14 protein-coding genes and 1 pseudogene are annotated in these 17588 nt (G+C 72.0%); 8 read left to right on the top strand and 7 right to left on the bottom strand.

Annotation, left to right across the window (positions count from 1 at the left end):
• The first annotated feature begins 6 nt into the window (after nucleotides 1-6).
• Both ACZ7LU_RS28420 and ACZ7LU_RS28415 read left to right on the top strand, forming a co-directional pair.
• Entirely contained in the window at nucleotides 7-1032 is a 1026-nt protein-coding gene (locus tag ACZ7LU_RS28420) for a LacI family DNA-binding transcriptional regulator (protein WP_398297033.1), read from the top strand.
• Nucleotides 1033-1149: 117 nt separating this feature from the next.
• Entirely contained in the window at nucleotides 1150-2046 is an 897-nt protein-coding gene (locus tag ACZ7LU_RS28415; RefSeq protein ID WP_471918382.1) for a phosphatase PAP2 family protein, read from the top strand.
• Here the strand turns inward: ACZ7LU_RS28415 and ACZ7LU_RS28410 are convergent.
• Together ACZ7LU_RS28410 and ACZ7LU_RS28405 are read right to left on the bottom strand one after the other, a co-directional pair.
• A complete protein-coding gene (locus ACZ7LU_RS28410) occupies nucleotides 2027-3604 on the bottom strand; it encodes an amidohydrolase (protein ID WP_471918381.1) in 1578 nt (525 codons plus the stop codon). The two genes, ACZ7LU_RS28415 and ACZ7LU_RS28410, sit on opposite strands and share 20 nt — an antisense overlap.
• 12 nt (nucleotides 3605-3616) lie before the next feature.
• Nucleotides 3617-5083: an APC family permease gene (locus tag ACZ7LU_RS28405; RefSeq protein ID WP_398297039.1), complete on the bottom strand. Its 1467-nt coding sequence runs from the start codon at nucleotides 5081-5083 to the stop codon at nucleotides 3617-3619.
• Between the two features lie 140 nt (nucleotides 5084-5223).
• Here ACZ7LU_RS28405 and ACZ7LU_RS28400 point away from each other — a divergent pair, with 140 nt between their 5' ends.
• The gene (locus ACZ7LU_RS28400; RefSeq protein ID WP_471918380.1) at nucleotides 5224-5841 is read left to right on the top strand and encodes a TetR/AcrR family transcriptional regulator C-terminal domain-containing protein; all 618 of its coding nucleotides are present in this window, start codon (nucleotides 5224-5226) and stop codon (nucleotides 5839-5841) included.
• 9 nt (nucleotides 5842-5850) lie between these two features.
• Here the strand turns inward: ACZ7LU_RS28400 and ACZ7LU_RS28395 are convergent, their stop codons facing one another.
• From ACZ7LU_RS28395 to ACZ7LU_RS28385, 3 genes are all read right to left on the bottom strand, one after another.
• Nucleotides 5851-6495 (bottom strand): hypothetical protein, encoded by a 645-nt coding sequence (locus tag ACZ7LU_RS28395; protein ID WP_398297043.1) that lies wholly within the window; start codon nucleotides 6493-6495, stop codon nucleotides 5851-5853.
• Nucleotides 6496-6629: 134 nt separating this feature from the next.
• Nucleotides 6630-7838: an eCIS core domain-containing protein gene (locus tag ACZ7LU_RS28390; protein WP_471918379.1), complete on the bottom strand. Its 1209-nt coding sequence runs from the start codon at nucleotides 7836-7838 to the stop codon at nucleotides 6630-6632.
• A 154-nt stretch (nucleotides 7839-7992) separates the two neighbouring features.
• Nucleotides 7993-11004, bottom strand: a complete 3012-nt coding sequence (locus ACZ7LU_RS28385; protein WP_471918378.1) for a bifunctional [glutamine synthetase] adenylyltransferase/[glutamine synthetase]-adenylyl-L-tyrosine phosphorylase — start codon at nucleotides 11002-11004, stop codon at nucleotides 7993-7995.
• Between the two features lie 119 nt (nucleotides 11005-11123).
• Between ACZ7LU_RS28385 and ACZ7LU_RS28380 the strand changes: the two are divergent.
• Nucleotides 11124-11690, top strand: a pseudogene (locus ACZ7LU_RS28380) (pyridoxamine 5'-phosphate oxidase family protein).
• Nucleotides 11691-11786: 96 nt separating this feature from the next.
• Entirely contained in the window at nucleotides 11787-12224 is a 438-nt protein-coding gene (locus tag ACZ7LU_RS28375) for a VOC family protein (protein ID WP_468304224.1), read from the top strand.
• 42 nt (nucleotides 12225-12266) lie between these two features.
• On the opposite strand, the gene ACZ7LU_RS28370 is transcribed toward ACZ7LU_RS28375, so the two are convergent.
• Nucleotides 12267-13628 carry a glutamine synthetase family protein gene (locus tag ACZ7LU_RS28370; protein WP_055564891.1) on the bottom strand — a complete coding sequence of 454 codons (1362 nt, stop codon included), beginning with the start codon at nucleotides 13626-13628 and terminating at the stop codon, nucleotides 12267-12269.
• Between the two features lie 390 nt (nucleotides 13629-14018).
• Here ACZ7LU_RS28370 and ACZ7LU_RS28365 point away from each other — a divergent pair, with 390 nt between their 5' ends.
• Nucleotides 14019-15275 carry a globin domain-containing protein gene (locus ACZ7LU_RS28365; RefSeq protein ID WP_471918377.1) on the top strand — a complete coding sequence of 419 codons (1257 nt, stop codon included), beginning with the start codon at nucleotides 14019-14021 and terminating at the stop codon, nucleotides 15273-15275.
• Between the two features lie 17 nt (nucleotides 15276-15292).
• Here the strand turns inward: ACZ7LU_RS28365 and ACZ7LU_RS28360 are convergent, their stop codons facing one another.
• Nucleotides 15293-15760 carry an RrF2 family transcriptional regulator gene (locus ACZ7LU_RS28360; protein WP_471918376.1) on the bottom strand — a complete coding sequence of 156 codons (468 nt, stop codon included), beginning with the start codon at nucleotides 15758-15760 and terminating at the stop codon, nucleotides 15293-15295.
• A 136-nt stretch (nucleotides 15761-15896) separates the two neighbouring features.
• Between ACZ7LU_RS28360 and ACZ7LU_RS28355 the strand changes: the two genes are divergently transcribed.
• Nucleotides 15897-16556, top strand: a complete 660-nt coding sequence (locus ACZ7LU_RS28355; RefSeq protein ID WP_398297067.1) for a DUF3105 domain-containing protein — start codon at nucleotides 15897-15899, stop codon at nucleotides 16554-16556.
• Nucleotides 16553-17176 (top strand): DUF305 domain-containing protein, encoded by a 624-nt coding sequence (locus tag ACZ7LU_RS28350; RefSeq protein WP_398297069.1) that lies wholly within the window; start codon nucleotides 16553-16555, stop codon nucleotides 17174-17176. Before ACZ7LU_RS28355 ends, ACZ7LU_RS28350 begins: the two co-directional genes overlap by 4 nt.
• The last annotated feature ends 412 nt before the right edge of the window (nucleotides 17177-17588 follow it).

The raw sequence follows: 17588 nt of genomic DNA, 5'->3' as shown, positions 1-17588 counted from the left end.
AATCCTGTGACCGCACGGCTAGCCGACATCGCAGCCCAGGCGGGGGTCAGCGAAGCGACAGTAAGCCGCGTGCTCAACGGCAAGCCGGGCGTCGCCGCGGGCACCCGTCAGTCCGTGCTCGCCGCGCTCGACGTGCTGGGCTATGAACGTCCGGTGCGGCTGCGGCAGCGCAGCGCGGGCCTCGTCGGGCTGATCACGCCGGAGCTGGAGAACCCGATATTCCCCGCGCTCGCGCAGGTCATCGGGCAGGCCCTGACCCGGCAGGGGTACACGCCGGTGCTCGCCACGCAGACCCCGGGGGGCTCCACCGAGGACGAGCTCACCGAGATGCTGGTGGACCGCGGGGTCGCGGGCATCATCTTCGTCTCCGGTCTGCACGCGGACACCTCCGCCGACATGCACCGCTACGAACAGCTGCGGGCGCAGGGCGTCCCCTTCGTCCTCGTGGACGGCCACTCGCCGAAGGTGCAGGCGCCGTCCATCTCCCCCGACGACCGTGCGGCGATGCGCCTCGCGGTCACCCACCTCGTCTCCCTGGGTCATACACGCATCGGTCTGGCCCTCGGCCCGAAGCGGTTCGTGCCCGTACAGCGGAAGATCGAGGGCTTCGTACGCACGATGCGGGACCAGGTGGGCACGGCCTCCGGCGACATCGAGACAGATCTGGTCCAGCACTCCCTGTACACCCTTGAGGGCGGCCAGGCCGCGGCCGCGGCGCTGATGGACCGCGGCTGCACGGCCGTCGTGTGCGCCAGCGACATGATGGCGCTCGGTGCGATACGGGCGGCGCGGCAGCGCGGCCTTGAGGTGCCGGACGACGTCTCGGTGGTCGGCTTCGACGACTCGCCGTTGATCGCGTTCACGGATCCACCGCTGACGACCGTGCGCAAGCCGGTGCCCGCCATGGGCCAGGCGGCGGTGCGCACGCTCCTGGAGGAGCTGGGCGGCACCCCCGCGCCGCCGACCGAGTTCGTCTTCATGCCCGAACTGGTGGTTCGCGGTTCAACGGCTTCTGGTCCCGGGCGCCCCTAGGGGAACACGGGGATCGCTCCGGGGTCGCGGCGTCGTTCCTGTGGCGTAGAGAATGCGGCCCGAACCCGACCAGGGGATGATCGGTCGGAGGGTGGGAATCTGGCAGACTCTGTCCCTATGGGTGAGACGACCGTGACGACACTCGAGGGCCGGCAGCGGCCCGATGCATCACCCATCGCGGGCGCGGAGAACGCCCGCAATGGGCAGAATGCGCTGCGTCGTCTCCGACGGTTCCGCACCCCTCGCCGCCCCCGGCTGTGGTTCGAGATCCTGCTGATCGCGGTGAGTTACTGGACGTACTCGCTGATCCGCAACGCCGTGCCGGAGCAGAAGTCCCAGGCCCTGCACAACGCCGACTGGATCTGGCGCGTGGAGCACAGCCTGGGCATCGCCGTCGAGAAGAGCGTCAACCACGCCGTGGACTCGGTGACATGGCTGATCGTCGGCATGAACTACTACTACGCGACACTGCATTTCGTGGTGACGCTCGGTGTCCTGGTATGGCTCTTCCGCTGGCATCCGGGGCGGTACGCGGCCGCACGCCTCGTCCTCTTCGCGACGACCGCGGTGGCCCTGGTCGGCTACTACCTGTATCCGCTGGCGCCTCCCCGCCTGATGAACGGCACCACGTTCATCGACACTGTGGTGGTCCACCACACGTGGGGCTCGATGGCCTCCGGCGACCTCAAGAGCATGTCGAACCAGTACGCCGCGATGCCGTCAATGCACATCGGCTGGTCCCTGTGGTGCGGCCTGACCATCTTCGCCCTGGCGTCGGTGCCGTGGGCCAGGGTGCTCGGCCTGCTCTACCCCGTCGCGACGCTCGTCGTCATCGTGGCCACCGCGAACCACTTCTGGCTGGACGCGGTCGGCGGCATGATCTGCCTGGCCTTCGGCTTCCTGGTGGCCCGGCTCTGGTACGGCGCGATGCCGTACCGGCTGTCCCGCGACGTGGCGGGGGCCGCACCCAGGTCGGATGCGGCCCTCCGCATGCTCATGCGTCGCGGTACGTGACGTTCCCGCCCGCCACCGTCAGCCGGACCGGCGCCTGCGCCACCTCGTCCGCGGGCGCGGCCACCGGATCGAGCCCGAAGGCCGTCAGGTCGGCCCGGAACCCGGGAGCGACACGGCCCGCCACGTCCGCCTCGCCGCCCGCGACGGCGGCGTGCGTCGTGCACCCTTCCAGCGCCATGAGCCCCGTGAGGCCCTGGGCAGGACCCGCCGCGCCCCGGGGCGTCCGAGCCGTGGCGAGGACCTCGCGCGCGTCGTAGTGCGCGATCGGCCAGTCGGAGCCGAGGGCCACGTAGGCCCCGGCGTCCCGCAGGTCGCGCATGCGCCAGGCCCGGGCGGCCCGGGCGTCGCCCAGCCGCTTCGACCACTCGTCGCTGTGGTCCGCCCGCGTGTACGCGGTGTGCGGCGGCTGCATCGAGGCGATGACGCCCAGCTCGGCGAAGCGCGGGACGGTGTCGTCCGGCACGGTCTCGATGTGCTCGATCCGGTGCGCGAGGCGGCCGCTCTCCCCCAGCGACGCCACGGTGTCGAGGGCGTGCCGCACGGCCGCGTCGCCGATGGCGTGGGTCGCCGTGCGCACCCCGGCCGCGTGCAGCCGCCGCACGGCGTCCGTGTACGCCTCGGGGTCCGGCCAGAAGGCGTCGGCGCCCTGCCCGTGGCAGTCCGCGTGCTCCAGCCACGCCGTGCCGCCCTCGACCGTGCCGTCCATGAAGAACTTGGCGCCGCCGACCCGCCACAGCCGCCCCGCCTCGGCCTGTAGGGCGATGATCTCCTCGATCCCCTCCTGCCCCACCCCGGGCATGCACCAGGGGGCGAGCCGCAGCCGCAGCGGCAGGTCGCCGTCCTCCTCGACCGAGGCGAGGAGCCGCGGCACGTCCTCGCCGAGGTCCATGACGTGGGCGCCGGTCAGGCCGGTGGTCGCCATGGCGGAGAGCAGCTCGACCAGGCGGGTGCGGCGCTCGGCGTAGGAGGGCCTGGGCAGCACGGCCTGGACGAGGTCCATGGCGGCGTGCTCGACGAGGTGCCCGGTGGGGCGCCCGTCCGCGTCGCACACCACGGTGGACCGCTGGACGAACTGGCGCGGCCCCTCGATTCCGGCGGCCCGCAGTGCGGCGCCGCTGACCAGCGCGGAGTGCCCGTCGTACAGGCGGATGAAGGCGGGCGCGCCGTCGAGCACCTCCTCGACGAGGGCGCGGTCGACGGGCCGCCCGCCGAAGGCGTTGTGGTCGAGCCCCCAGGCGATCACCCATCCCTCGGTCCGCTCGGCGCCGCGCAGGGCGGCCCGCAGCGCGTCCAGGTCGCGCACGGCGGAGAGGTCGGTGCCGGTGGCCATCTCCAGGCCCCACACCGGGTGGCTGTGGGAGTCGACGAGGCCGGGGGTGAGGGTGGCGCCGGCGAGGTCGATGAGCTCGGTGCCGGGGCCGCGTTCCGCTCTTACGTCGCCGTGGTCGCCGACGGCGACGATCACGCCGTCCCGGACGGCGACGGCGGTGGCGCGGGGGCGGTCGGGATCGAGGGTGCGGATGTGGGCGCCGGTGAGGATGAGGTCGGCTGCGGGCACGGTGGGTGACTCCTATGCGGTGGGGCTGGTGGTGCTGGTGAGGGGTCCGGTGGGTTGGTCCTGTTCCTGCGGCGGCTCGGCGGCGAAGTCCGCGTAGACGTCCGGCCTGCTCCGGCGGAGCCGCGCCGCCAGCGCGAGACCGAGCACGAGGACGGCGGGGACGAGCGCGATCAGGACCCCGTTCACGAACGGCGAGGCCCCGGTGAACAGGTCGATGTGGGTGACGACCAGGACGAGCGCGGCGGTGAGGAGCACGGTCGCGGCGACGGGCGCGACGACGGTGCGCAGGGCGCCTTCCTGGTGGCTGATCCGGCGGAAGTAGCAGGGTATGGCGATCGCGGCGAGCAGCTGGAGTACCAACAGGCCGATCATTCCTGGCGTGTTGACCCAGAGCAGCAGCTGTTGGTACGGGTCCGCGCCGGCCGCGGCGAAGGTGAGGACGACGACCGCGCCGAGGACGGTCTGTGCGGCGCCCGCGACGTACGGCGAGCGGTGGCGCGGGTGGACGCGGCCGAGCGCCGCGGGCAGGACGCCCTCCTCGGCGAGGGAGAGGCTGTAGCGGTTGATGGCGTTGTGGAAGGCGAGCAGGGAGGCGAGGACGCTGGTGACGATGAGGACGTGCATGAGGTCGGCGGCCCAGCCGCCCACATAGGTGGTGATGGCGGAGAAGAAGAGCCCGGCGGGATCGGCTCCCGCGGCCTTCACGACCTCCTCCTCGCCGAAGGCCTGGACGACGGTCCACACGACGAAGGCGTAGAAGAGGCCGAGGAAGGCGACGGCGATGTAGGTGGCGCGGGGCACGGTGCGGTCGGGGTCGCGGGCCTCACGGCGGTAGATGACGGTGGACTCGAACCCGGTGAACGCGGCGAAGGCGAAGGCGAGGACAGCGGCGGTGCCCGGTACGAGGACGTTGTCCGGTGCGAGGCTCCGCAGCCCGAGCCCGTCTGCGCCGCCTTCGACGAGGACGCCGCCCGCGAGCAGGACGAGGATGCCGGTCTCGGCGACGAGGAGCACACCGAGCAGCTTCGCGCCGAAGTCGATGGACCGGAATCCGCCGTACCAGATGAGCAGCAGCCCGGCGAGGGACACCGGCAGCCAGGGGATCTCGACGCCGAAGAGAGCAAGCCCGGTGTCCTGGGTGGCGGTGCCGAGCAGACCGTAGACGCCGATCTCCATGCCGTTGTAGCCGAGCATGGCGAGGAGCGCCGCGGCGATGCCGGCCGGGCGGCCGAGGCCGCGGGTGATGTACGCGTAGAAGGCACCGCCGCTTCGCACGTGGCGGCTCATCGTGGTGAAGCCGACGGCGAAGACGGTGAGGGTGACGCCGGCGAGGAGGTAGCCGACGGGGGCGCCGATGCCGCCGAGCGTGAGGGCCATGGGGGCGACGCCCGCCATGACGGTGAGCGGGGCCGCGGCGGAGACCACGAAGAAGGCGATGTCGGCGGTGCCGAGTGTGCCGGTGCGGAGCGTGCTGGCCATGGAGGGACGGCCCTTCTGCGGCGGGCGGAGGAGCAGAGAGCGGGTACAGGAAGCGGGGGTGTAAACCTAAAGGCTTTCGGTTTCGGCAATGTAGCCTCGCCCTGGGCAGTTCGGGAAGGCTTCAGAGAAAGATCGGGACCATGGGACGGCCGCGCACACCACTCCTCGACCGGCAGCGCATCACCACGACCGCACTGGAACTCGTGGACGAGCAGGGCGACTTCAGCGTGCCGCAGATCGCACGGCGGCTCGGCGTCCAGACGGGCTCGGTGTACCACCATGTGGACGGCAGGGACGGCATCGTCGAACGGCTGCGCGAGCGGGTGGCCGAGTCGATCGACTCCGGCACGCTGGCCCCGGGCCGCCCCTGGGACGCGGCCCTGACCGCCTGGGCCCGCTCCTACCGCGCGGCGTTCGCGGCCCACCCCAAGGCGATCCCGCTCCTGACGACGTCCCCGGTGCGGGCCCCGCGCGTCCTCGACCAGTACGAGCGGGCGGTGACCCTGCTCCTGGCCGCGGGGTTCGCCCTGCCCGACGTCATGCCGGTGATCACGGGCCTGGAGAACCTCGTCCTCGGCTCGGCCCTCGACCTGGCGGCGCCGGAGACGATGTGGGTCCTGACCGACGAGACGGCGACGCCCCGGCTCGCCGAGGCCCTCGCCGCGGTGCCGCGAGGCCGCGCCGAGCAGGCCTTCGAGCTGGCGCTCAAGGGTTTCCTCGCACATGCGCGGGAGATGTTGGCGGCGTACGACGCGTGAGTACGGCGGTCAGTGATCGCCCTTCCACACCGTGAACTTGAGCCGGATGAACTCGGCGTCGACGTCACCGTCGGTGTACTCGGCGAGAGCGACGAGGCCCGTCGGCGAGATGAGGCACAGCCGCTCGCCGACCCTCATGTTCGGGATGACCACGAGGTCCCTGAAACGGCTCACGGTGCTGCACGTCTCGTACGTGCCGCTCTCCTTGCGGCCGAGAATCACCATCTGCGCGCCGGCTCCGACGTAGAGGTTGCCCGAGTCCCAGTAGAGCTCCTTGTCCGCCGTGTCCTTGTGGACGGGCCGCATGGGATCGTCGGCGAGGCTGATGCCGTAGTCGGCGGCGATGTCGACGGTCGGCGACTTGAGGACACCGGAGGCGCGGGGGTTCTTGGCCGGGCCCGACTCCTTGGGCGAGTCGGCGGGGGCGGTCACGGTGGCGGTCGCCGTAACCGTCGCCGTGGCCGTCGCTGTCTCCGTCACGGTCCTCGCGGTCGGCGAGCTGACCACCGTCGGCAGTCCGAAGAAGCCGAGGACCAGGCCGATGAGGCCGGTGATCGCGGAGATCCAGGCCGCCACCTCCACGAACCGCCGCCCGGGTCCCGGCGGCGGTGGCGAGGGCGGCGCGGGAGCAGGCGTCGGCGGCGCGTTCGACATCCCGGTCACCCCGTTCCCCCTTGCGCGCAGCGCGCGCCCGGCCACGTCCCGCCGCGTCCGGCGTGTGGCGATTGTGCCGCGTCCCACCCGTCCCGGGCGACCCCCTCCGGCCGCTCTGGCCGAATCCGTACGGGCTACTTGAACGACTCGTCGCCGTCCCACTTCACGTGGACGACCTCAGGAGCGAGGCCGTGGACCACCGCGCGGCCGACGTCCTTCTTGAAGCGGTCGATCAGGTCCTGTACGTCGCCCAGGGGGTACCTGGACTCCAGCGCGCCGATCAGCGCCTCGGTCGAGACGCCGACGGCGGCGGCGAGTTGCTGGGTGTTCCCGGGCCGGTTGTTCCAGCCGGCGGCGTTGTTGCGGCCCACGTGGATCGACTCGGACGCCGTGAGGGCGGACGCGCCGGCCTGGTGGATCAGGTTCTGGCCGGCCACCGGGCGGGCCGTCAGGTGGAAGAGCGAGCCCTTGATCGACGCCGTGGACGCGCCCGTCTTGCGGTCCTGCACCTCGCCGCCGCTGGTGAGCATCACATTGAGGTGGACGGCAAGCTGGGCCGTCGTACCGCCGTCGTTCACGGTGACCACGACGGGCCGGGAGATGAGGTTGTTGCCGCCGTTGTTGCGGCACTCGGGGCCGAACTGGAACCCGGCGAGCGTACGGTCCTGACCGACGATGATGTCCAGGAGCTGGTTCCAGTCGACTCGGGGAGCCGTCTGGGTGCTGGGGGCGCGCTGGACGGCGGACGTGTCCGGCACCGCGGTCGCTGTCGCGGTCGCGCGCTGCACCGGTGCCGCTTCCGTGTGGGCCGCGGGTGCCGGGCCCGAGAGGACCTTGTGGGCGTTCGCCTCCGCCTCGCGTTCGAACCGGTCGGACGGGTCCGACACGCGGAGCCCGTCGCCGTGGTCGGTGCCCGCGACCGGGCCCTGCCGCTGCTGGATGACGTGCGTCAGCTCGTGGGCGAGCGTGTGGCGGTCCGCGCCGCCGTCTCCGATGACGACGTGGCTGCCCGAGGTGTAGGCACGAGCGCCGACCTCGGCCGCCGATGCCTTCGCGGCGCTGTCGTCGTGGATGCGGACGTCGGAGAAGTCCGCGCCGAGACGGGCCTCCATGTCGGTGCGGGTGGCGGTGTCGAGGGGCCGTCCGCCGGCGCGGAGCACGTCGTGGACGGCGGACCGCTGCACCGCCCGGACGACGGCCGCGTTGCCCGCGGTGCGCTGCAGCGCCGTGAGCTCCTGCGCGCTCATGGTGCCGCCCGCGCTCGACGGCGACGCGGCGGGACGCGCCGGGGCGCGGCCGGTTCTGTCGCCGTCGGCGGGTCGGGCGGTTTCGCGGGCGCGCATGGGGCCTCCAGGGAGACGGACTGGGACCCTTCCTGGATACGTCATGGGGTGGCCGCCGGGCCAGGTGCGCAAGGGCAGCGTTCGGTGTCTGTTGGGGCAGTGCGAGAGGGGTGCCGGCGGGTGGTGGCGCGGGGGCCGACGGCGCCGGCGCGTCTCAGGAGCCGTAGAACCGTTCCTCCATCACTGCCCGCGCCCTGCGCGTGGTGCGGCGGTAGTCGTCCAGCATGTCGCCCACGTGCCCGGAGTCGTAGCCCAAGTAGCGGGCCACGGCGGCCAGTTCACGGCCGTCGGAGGGGAACGTGTCGCCCGCGCGGCCGCGTACCAGCATCACCGCGTTGCGTACGCGGGTCGCGAGGACCCACGCCTCGTCGAGGGTCGCCGCGTCCTCGGCCGGGATCAGCTCCGCCTCGCGTGCGGCGGCCAGGGCCGCGCGCGTGCGGGTGGTGCGCAGGCCCGGCACGGTCCCGCCGTGCTGCAGCTGCAGGAGCTGGACCGTCCACTCGACGTCGGAGAGGCCGCCGCGGCCCAGCTTCGCGTGCAGGGTCGGGTCCGTGCCGCGCGGCATCCGCTCGGCCTCCATGCGGGCCTTGAGGCGGCGGATCTCGCGGACCGCGTCCTCGCCGAGGCCGTCCGCCGGGTAGCGGAGGGGGTCGATGAGGTCGATGAAAGCGCGGCCCAACTCCTCGTCGCCCGCGACCGGTTCGGCCCGCAGCAGCGCCTGGGACTCCCAGACGAGGGACCAGCGGCGGTAGTACGCCTCGTACGATCCGAGGGTGCGCACCAGCGGGCCGCTCCTGCCCTCCGGGCGCAGATCCGCGTCGATGAGCAACGGCGGGTCTGCGGACGGGAGTTGGAGCAGTCTGCGCATCTCGGCGACGACCTTGGCCGCCGCCTTCGCCGCCTCCTGCTCGTCGGCACCCTCGCGCGGCTCGTGCACGAACAGGACGTCCGCGTCCGATCCGTAGGCCAGCTCGTGGCCGCCGAAGCGGCCCATGCCGATGACGGCGAAGCGGGTCGGGAGCGTGTCGCCCCAGCCCTCGCGGACGACCGCGCGCAGCGTGCCCGAGATCGTGGCGGCCGTCAGGTCGGAGACCGCGCCGCCCACCCGGTCCGCGAGCCTGCCGGGATCGGCCTCGGCCGGGCTGTCCTCCGTGCCGTACGAGCCGATGATGTCGCCCGCGGCGGTGCGGAACAGCTCGCGGCGGCGCATGCCGCGCGCCACCGCGACCGCCTGCTCGGCGCCGTCGGCGCGGCGCACCGCCGCCAGGACCTCCTGCTCCAGGTGGGCGCGGCCGCGCGGTTCGAGGCCCCGCTGGTCGCCGAGCAGGGCGACGGCCTCGGGGGCGCGCAGGAGCAGGTCGGGGGCGAGGCGGCCCGCGGACAGGACGCGGGCGAGGTTCTCGGCCGCCGTGCCCTCGTCCCGCAGCAGCCGCAGGTACCAGGGGGTCTTGCCCAGCGCGTCGGACACCTTGCGGAAGCCGAGGAGGCCCGCGTCCGGGTCGGCGGAGTCCGCGAACCAGCCCAGCAGGACCGGCAGCAGGGTGCGCTGGATGGCCGCCTTGCGGGACACGCCGGACGCCAGCGCCTCCAGGTGCCTGAGCGCGGCGCTGGGGTCCGCGTAGCCGAGCGCGACGAGGCGCTCGCGGGCCGCCTCCGTGCTCAAACGGGCCTCGCCGGGCGCGAGTTGGGCGACGGCGTCGAGCAGCGGGCGGTAGAACAGCTTCTCGTGCAGGCGGCGCACCACGGAGGTGTGCCGCTTCCACGCGCGGTTCAGTTCGGTGATCGGCTCGGTGCGCATCCCCAGGGAGCGGCCGATGCGCCGCAGGTCCGCGTCGTCCTCCGGGACGAGGTGGGTGCGGCGCAGCTTGTAGAGCTGGATGCGGTGTTCGAGGGAGCGCAGGAAGCGGTACGCGTCGTCGAGCTGGACGGCGTCCACCCGCCCCACGTAACCGCCCTCGCCGAGCGCGTGCAGCGCCACCAGCGTCGACCCGCTGCGGATGGAGGGGTCGCTGCGGCCGTGCACCAACTGGAGCATCTGCACGGCGAATTCGACGTCGCGGAGCCCGCCGGGGCCGAGCTTCAGCTCCCTGTCGACCTCCCCCGCCGGGATGTTCGCGACGACCCTGCGGCGCATCTTCTGCACGTCGGGCACGAAGTTCTCGCGCTCGGCGGCGTGCCAGACGAGGGGCGCGAGCGTGGCGACGTACTCCTCGCCGAGCGCGAGGTCGCCCGCGACGGGGCGGGCCTTGAGGAGGGCCTGGAACTCCCAGGTCTTCGCCCAGCGCTGGTAGTACGCGAGGTGGCTGGAGAGCGTACGCACCAGCGGGCCGTTCCTGCCCTCGGGGCGGAGGTTCGCGTCGACGGGCCAGATGGTGCCCTCGATGTTCGTCTCGGAGCAGATCCGCATCATGTGCGAGGCGAGCCGGGTCGCGGCCCGCAGCGCCTTGCCCTCGTCGGCGCCGTCGGTGCCCTCGGTGCCCTGGGCGGGTTCCGCCACGAAGATGACGTCGACGTCGGACACGTAGTTCAGCTCGTGGCCGCCGCACTTGCCCATCGCGATGACCGCGAGCCTGCACAGCGCCGCGTCGCCGGGTGCCGCCGCGCAGGCCATGGCGAGCGCCGCCCGCAGCGTCGCCGTCGCGAGGTCCGCGAGCTCGGCCGCCGCCTCGGCGACGTCCGTCGTGCCGCACACGTCGCGGGCCGCGATGGAGAGCAGGCAGCGGCGGTAGGCGACGCGCAGCGACACCGGGTCGGTGGCGACGGCGAGCCCCCGCTCGAAGTCCGCCACGCCGGGGTGCAGGTCCGCCGACTCGTACGTGACGAGGGCACGCCAGTCGCTGGGGTGGGTGGCCAGGTGGTCGGCGAGGGCCTCGGAGGCGCCGAGCACGCCGAGGAGGCGGTCGCGCAGGGGCTTCGCGGTGACGAGGGTGTCGAGCAGCTCCCGCCGCCCGAGGTCGCTCTCCTGCGCCTCCACGAGCCGGACGAGGCCCAGCAGCGCCAGGTCGGGGTCGGCGGTGGCGCCGAGCGCGTCCAGGAGCAGCGGGTCGGAGCGCACGGCGCTCAGCGCGGGGTCGTCGAGCAGCCGCTCGGCGGCGGACGGGTCGGTGAAGCCGTGCCGCAGCAACCGCGTGAACGTACTGCTCCGTCGCCCTTGCGGCAGCGTCATGCCGATCCTCCGTTCGATCACTCCTCGGCCCGAGCCTACGGCCTGACCGATGAACTCGGCGCGCGAGCGGAGTCTGCCCTTGCGAAGGAGTGTCGACGGCGCGCCGGGAGGTAAGGACCATGCCGGACGAAGATCCCCGTGCAGAACGAGAGCCTCGTACGGAACTGGAGCCCCGCGCAGAACTGGAGCCCCGTACAGAACTGGACAGCAGATACAGCAGCGCGGGCGCGGAGGCGACGCCGTGGCCGTCGGCCGAGCCCCGTCTGAAGGCGGCCGAGCTGTTCTGGATCTCGACGGTACGACCCGACGGGCGCCCCCACGTCACCCCGCTGCCCGCGGTGTGACTGGACGGCGCGCTGCACTTCGCGACGGGCCCCGACGAGCGCAAGGCCCGCAACCTGGCGGCCAACCCGGAGACCGTCCTGACGACCGGCTCCAATGCCTGGGACGAGGGCTACGACCTCGTCGTGGAGGGCACGGCGGTCCGGGTCACCGACGAGGCCCGGCTGCGGCGCCTGGCGGCGGCCTGGGAGGAGAAGTACGGCAGCTTCTGGCACTACGAGGTGCGGGACGGCTGCTTCCACCACGGCGCCGGCCACGCGCACGTCTTCGCGGTGGCGCCCCGCACGGCCTTCGGCTTCGGCAAGGGCGAGCCGTTCAGCCAGACGCGGTGGCGTTTCGCGTGAGCGGTGGCGTTTCGTGTGAGCGGTGGCGTTTCGCGTGAGCCCGACACCCCTCGCGGAACGCTGACACGGCACCAACTCCCTGATGTACTGCGGCCCATGGAATACACACTCGAAGTGATCCCGCTGCCGGTGACCGACATCGACCGGTCCATGGAGTTCTACCGCGACAAGCTCGGCTTTCACGTCGACATCGACGCGGAGGTCATGCCGGGCATGCGCATCGTCCAGCTGACCCCGCCGGGCTCGGGCTGTTCCATCGCCCTGGCCGGCGACGCGCTGTGGGAGACGATGGCGGGCCCGAGGCCGGCCGCCGGCTCCTACCAGGGCCTGCAGCTGTGCGTCGCCGACGCGAAGGCCGCGCACGCCGAGCTGACGGCCCGCGGCCTGGACGTCAGCGAGCCGGTGCAGCACGCGCCGCAGGACGGCGGCACCTTCATGTACTTCAAGGACCCGGACGGCAACGGCTGGGCGATCCAGGAGTACCGGGTCCGGGCGACGACGTCGCTGCGGGACGCGATCGTGCCGAAGGCCTGACCGGCCGGGGCCGCCGGTCCGCCCGGCGGCCCCGCCCCGCGTCTACAGCACCGGCAGGTTCTTGCGGAGCTCGAAGGCCGTGACCTCGCTCCGGTACTCCTCCCACTCCTGCTTCTTGTTGCGCAGGAAGAAGTCGTAGACGTGCTCGCCGAGGGTCTCGGCGACCAGTTCGGACTTCTCCATGAGCGCGATGGCCTCGCCGAGGTTCTGCGGGAGGGGCTCGATGCCCAGGGCGCGGCGTTCCGCGTCGCGCAGCGCCCATACGTCGTCGTCCGCGCCCGGCGGGAGTTCGTAGCCCTCCTCGATGCCCTTCAGGCCGGCGGCGAGCAGCACCGCGTAGGTGAGGTAGGGGTTGGCGCCGGAGTCGATCGAGCGGACCTCGACCCGGGCCGAGCCGGTCTTGCCCGGCTTGTACATCGGGACGCGGATCAGGGCCGAGCGGTTGTTGTGGCCCCAGCAGATGTACGAGGGGGCCTCGCCGCCCGCGCCCGCGGTGCGCTCGGAGCCGCCCCAGATGCGCTTGTAGGAGTTCACCCACTGGTTGGTGACGGCCGAGATCTCCGCGGCGTGCCGCAGCAGGCCCGCGATGAAGGAGCGGCCGACCTTGGAGAGCTGGTACTCGGCACCCGACTCGTAGAACGCGTTGCGGTCGCCCTCGAAGAGGGAGAGGTGCGTGTGCATGCCGGAGCCCGGGTGTTCGGAGAACGGTTTCGGCATAAAGGTGGCCTGGACGCCCTGTTCGAGCGCGACCTGCTTCATGACCAGGCGGAACGTCATGATGTTGTCGGCCGTGGAGAGCGCGTCGGCGTAGCGGAGGTCGATCTCCTGCTGGCCGGGGGCGCCCTCGTGGTGGCTGAACTCCACCGAGATGCCCATGGATTCGAGCATGGTGATGGCCTGGCGGCGGAAGTCCATGCCCACGTTCTGCGGGGTGTGGTCGAAGTAGCCGGAGTTGTCGGCGGGGGTGGGCCGCGAGCCGTCCAGCGGCTTGTCCTTCAGGAGGAAGAACTCGATCTCCGGGTGGGTGTAGAAGGTGAAGCCCAGGTCGGAGGTCTTGGCGAGGGCCCTCTTCAGTACGTAGCGGGGGTCCGCGAAGGACGGGGAGCCGTCCGGCATCAGGATGTCGCAGAACATGCGGGCCGTGCCCGGGGCCTCCGCGCGCCAGGGCAGCACCTGGAAGGTGGAGGGGTCCGGCTTGGCGATCATGTCCGACTCGTACACCCGGGCGAAGCCCTCGATGGCCGAACCGTCGAAGCCGATGCCCTCATCGAAAGCCTGTTCCAGCTCGGCCGGGGCCACTGCCACCGACTTCAGGAAGCCGAGGACGTCCGTGAACCACAGGCGCACGAACCGGATGTCGCGCTCCTCCAACGTACGGAGCACGAATTCCTGCTGCTTGTTCATCTTCCGCTTCCACCCATCCTTGCTGGTCAGGCCACCTGCATGCGCGCCCCGGGGCACACCGGGCACACGAGCATCCCACTCCTTGGTTTCGCGCGCGTTGCGGACCCCGTGCCGCGGTGTCCGAACCGCGCCGGTGGCCGCTTCGCCGCTGCGTGCCGCTTGTCGCTCTGTGCCCATAGTGCCTGCTCCACCGCGCGGCCGTAACGGCGGCAGGCGCAGGCCCCCGGCGACTATAAGTTGCATCTGAGATGTTAATTTTAGTCCCGAAACAGACAAGGGAGGCGCAATCCTCCCGTACCGCGTCCTGCCCATCGGCGCTCATCGACGCCCACCGGCGTCCATCGGTGTCCGTCGGTGTCCATCGGCGCCCATCGGCGTGAGGAGCCCACGTTGCTGTCAGAACAGTCGGCCGCGACCGTCCGTGCCACGCTTCCCGTCGTCGGAGCCGCCATCGGTGAGATCACCGAGCGGTTCTACGCACGGCTCTTCGCAGCCCATCCGGAGCTGCTTCGCGACCTCTTCAACCGCGGCAACCAGGCCGCGGGCACCCAGCGGCAGGCCCTGGCCGGCTCCATCGCCGCCTTCGCGGTCCACCTGGTCGAGCACCCCGACGAGCGGCCCGACGTCATGCTGAACCGCATCGCGCACAAGCACGCCTCGCTCGGCGTGGCCCCCGACCAGTACGGGACGGTGCACCGGCACCTCTTCGCCGCCATCGCCGAGGTGCTCGGCGACGCGGTCACACCCGAGGTGGCCGCCGCCTGGGACGACGTCTACTGGCTCATGGCCAACGCCCTCATCGCCATCGAGGCCCGGCTCTACGCCGAACAGGGCGTCACCGCGGGCCACGACACCTGGCGCGAGTGGGAGGTCGTGGACCGCGTCGAGGAGACCGCCGACGTCGCCACGTTCCGGCTGCGGCCCGCCGACGGGGCGCCGGCACCGGGCTTCCGCGCGGGGCAGTACGTGTCCGTGCAGGTGCAACTCGGGGACGGGGCGCGGCAGATACGGCAGTACAGCTTGTCGGGCGGGGCGGGGGCTGAGTGTGGGGCTGGTTCTGGGGCTGGTTCTGGGGCTGGTTCTGGGGTGTGGCAGATCAGTGTGAAGCGGGTGCCGGGGGGCGCCGGGATACCCGAAGGTGAGGTCTCGAACCACCTGCACGCGCGCGTGCGCGAAGGAGACGTCCTGCGGGTCTCCCCGCCGTACGGGGATCTCGTCCTCGACGAGACCGACACGGACGTTCCGCTGCTGCTCGCCTCCGCCGGCATCGGCGTCACCCCGATGGTCGCCATGCTGGAGCAGCTCGCCGCCACCGGACACCGCGCACCGGTCACCGTCGTGCACGCCGACCGCTCCCCCGCCGAGCACGCGCTGCGCGCCGACCACGAGGCGTACACCGGCAAACTCCCGGACGCCACCGCGCACTTCTTCTACGAGCGGCCCGAGGCAGGTCACCCTGCGGAGCTCACGGGGCGCGTCGATCTGGCCGCGCTTCCCGCGGTCGCGCCGGGCACGCGCGCGTACCTGTGCGGGCCGCTGCCGTTCATGCGGACGGTACGTTCCCAGCTGATCGAGCGCGGCGTCGCCGCCGCGGACATCCACTACGAGGTGTTCGGGCCTGATCTGTGGCTGGCGGCGCAGGGCTGAGTGGACGTGGGGGGGGGTCAGATGTCGTCGCGGGGTGGCTCGGGGGTCGCTTCGCGGGTTGTGATGCCGATGAGCAGCGGGCCCGTCGGGGCGGCCACGATGTCCGCCACTGTGAGCCCGTCCAGCGAGGTGTAGAAGGCCTCCTGCGCCCTGCGCAGCGCGTCCCGCAGGCGGCACGCCGAGTTCAGCGGGCACGGCGTGCCGCCGCCCTCGCAGTCCACCACGTCGCCCGTGCCCTCGAAGGCCCGCACCAGCGCGCCGACCGACGCCGTGCGGCCCGCCTCCGTCAGCGTGAGGCCGCCTCCCCTGCCCCTGCGGGCCGCGAGCAGGCCCATCTTCTGGAGCTCGGCGACGACCTTCGCCTCGTGGGTGTACGGCACCGCCATGTCGGCGGCCACCTCGCGCGTCGTGGGAGCCGCTCCGGTCGCCACGGCCAGGCGCATGAGGGTGCGCAGCGCCAGGTCGGTGGATCTCATGAGCCGCATGTCCCCGAGCGTAGGTAATGCGCATCTGTGGCTCAAATTTTGCGCCCGGACGCCCTGTGGTAGCGGCCCTTCCTCGCATTACGATCAGCGGACTCGTTCGTCGTCCAGTTCGGCCCTTTCCGCAGAAGGACACATCATGGGTTCCGCCAAGAACACGAGCAACGCTTCCCGCAAGGCCCGGATAGAGGAGATGCGCCGGGCGGACCGTGCGCGTGACCGGCGGGGGCGGGCCCTGACGATCACCCTCAGCGCGGTCCTCGTCGCGGCGCTCGGCGTGGGCGGCTTCTTCCTCTTCGACAAGGCGTCCGACGACTCGGGCTCGAAGGACGACGCGAAGGGCTGGCCGAAGTACAAGGTCTCCGCCGACGGCGAGAAGGTCTGGGGCAAACTCGGCCGTACGCACGTCACGAAGAAGGTCGACTACCCCATGACGCCGCCCGTCGGCGGGGACCACAACCAGGTGTGGATGAACTGCAACGGCGACGTCTACAAGAAGGAGATCCCGGAGGTGAACGCCGTGCACTCCCTTGAGCACGGTGCCGTCTGGGTCACGTACAACGACAAGGCGAAGCCGGCCGACCTGAAGAAGCTCGAGGCGAAGGTCAAGGCCACGCCGTACTCGTTGATGAGCCCGGTCAAGGACCAGAAGGACCCCGTCATGCTGACCGCGTGGGCACACCAGCGGACGGTCTCGGGGGCGGACGACCCGAAGGTCAAGGAGTTCTTCTCCAAGTACGTCCAGGGCAAGCAGACGCCGGAGCCGGGAGCGGCGTGCACGAGCGGGCTGGCGCAGTGAGGCGGCGTACCAACTGGCTCGTCGGGGGCGTCGTCGCCGCGGTCGTCGCGGGCGGCGGCATCACGGCGGCGGTCGCCGCCACGGACTCCTCCGATTCGGGGAGCACGCCCGCGAGTTCGTCCGCCGACGCGGGGTTCGCGCGGGACATGGCCGTCCACCACCAGCAGGCCGTGGAGATGTCGTACATCGTGCGGGACCGGACCGACGACGAGGAGGTGCGGCGCCTCGCGTACGACATCGCGCAGACCCAGGCCAATCAGCGCGGGATGCTGCTCGGGTGGCTGGACCTGTGGGAGCTGCCGAAGGTTCCGGACGGGGCTCCCATGGAGTGGATGGGCATGGGGGACATGCCGCCCGGCAAGGACGGGGCGCTGATGCCCGGGATGGCTACGGGGGCGGAGCTCGAACGGCTGGGGAAGCTGAGCGGCAAGAAGGCGGAGGTGCTGTATCTGCAACTGATGACGCGGCACCACAAGGGTGGGGTGCATATGGCGCAGGGGTGCGTGGACCGGTGCGAGGTTTCCGCGGAGCGGAGGCTGGCTCGGGGGATGGTGGAGTCGCAGGAGTCGGAGATCTCGCTGATGTCTACGCTGCTGAAGGCGCGGGGCGCTAAGCCGTAGCGCTGGCGCTGGCGCTGGTGCTGTGCCTGGGCGGGGTTCGCCTTTTGTCCGCCCGTGGGGCGGGGCCGCGGGGGTATGTGCGTACTCGCCATCCCTGCGCCGCGCCTCAAGCCCAAAGACGCCACAGCACGCTCAGTGCTCCGTTCGCACATACCCCCACGTCCCCTCGCGAGCGCGAGCGGCTGCCGGGCCGGTGGGGCTTCCCCGCCTTCGCTCCCCTGCGCGGCAGCTGCGGCCCGGCGGGGGTTCCCCGCCTTTTGCCCCTCCTTGCGCGGCAGCTGCGTCTCGGGGCAATCCCCCCCACCCGCCTTACTCCCGCTGTACGTCGCGGAGCAACCCCCACCCACCCACTCCCGCAAGACAGTGAAGAAAGGGAAGAGGAAGGGAGGAAGGGGGGGGGGAGAGGGCTGGG

The organism is Streptomyces sp. NPDC039462 (genome assembly GCF_055639375.1).
This window is presented reverse-complemented; position numbering and strand designations above follow the sequence as displayed.

Bases quoted from the DNA above. Each gene is read 5' to 3' on its own strand.
- ACZ7LU_RS28395 (WP_398297043.1), bottom strand. From the start codon at position 6,495: ATGTCGAACGCGCCGCCGACGCCTGCTCCCGCGCCGCCCTCGCCACCG.
- ACZ7LU_RS28390 (WP_471918379.1), bottom strand. From the start codon at position 7,838: ATGCGCGCCCGCGAAACCGCCCGACCCGCCGACGGCGACAGAACCGGC.
- ACZ7LU_RS28355 (WP_398297067.1), top strand. From the start codon at position 15,897: ATGGGTTCCGCCAAGAACACGAGCAACGCTTCCCGCAAGGCCCGGATA.
- ACZ7LU_RS28415 (WP_471918382.1), top strand. From the start codon at position 1,150: ATGGGTGAGACGACCGTGACGACACTCGAGGGCCGGCAGCGGCCCGAT.
- ACZ7LU_RS28360 (WP_471918376.1), bottom strand. From the start codon at position 15,760: ATGCGGCTCATGAGATCCACCGACCTGGCGCTGCGCACCCTCATGCGC.
- ACZ7LU_RS28400 (WP_471918380.1), top strand. From the start codon at position 5,224: ATGGGACGGCCGCGCACACCACTCCTCGACCGGCAGCGCATCACCACG.
- ACZ7LU_RS28370 (WP_055564891.1), bottom strand. From the start codon at position 13,628: ATGAACAAGCAGCAGGAATTCGTGCTCCGTACGTTGGAGGAGCGCGAC.
- ACZ7LU_RS28385 (WP_471918378.1), bottom strand. From the start codon at position 11,004: ATGACGCTGCCGCAAGGGCGACGGAGCAGTACGTTCACGCGGTTGCTG.
- ACZ7LU_RS28405 (WP_398297039.1), bottom strand. From the start codon at position 5,083: ATGGCCAGCACGCTCCGCACCGGCACACTCGGCACCGCCGACATCGCC.
- ACZ7LU_RS28375 (WP_468304224.1), top strand. From the start codon at position 11,787: ATGGAATACACACTCGAAGTGATCCCGCTGCCGGTGACCGACATCGAC.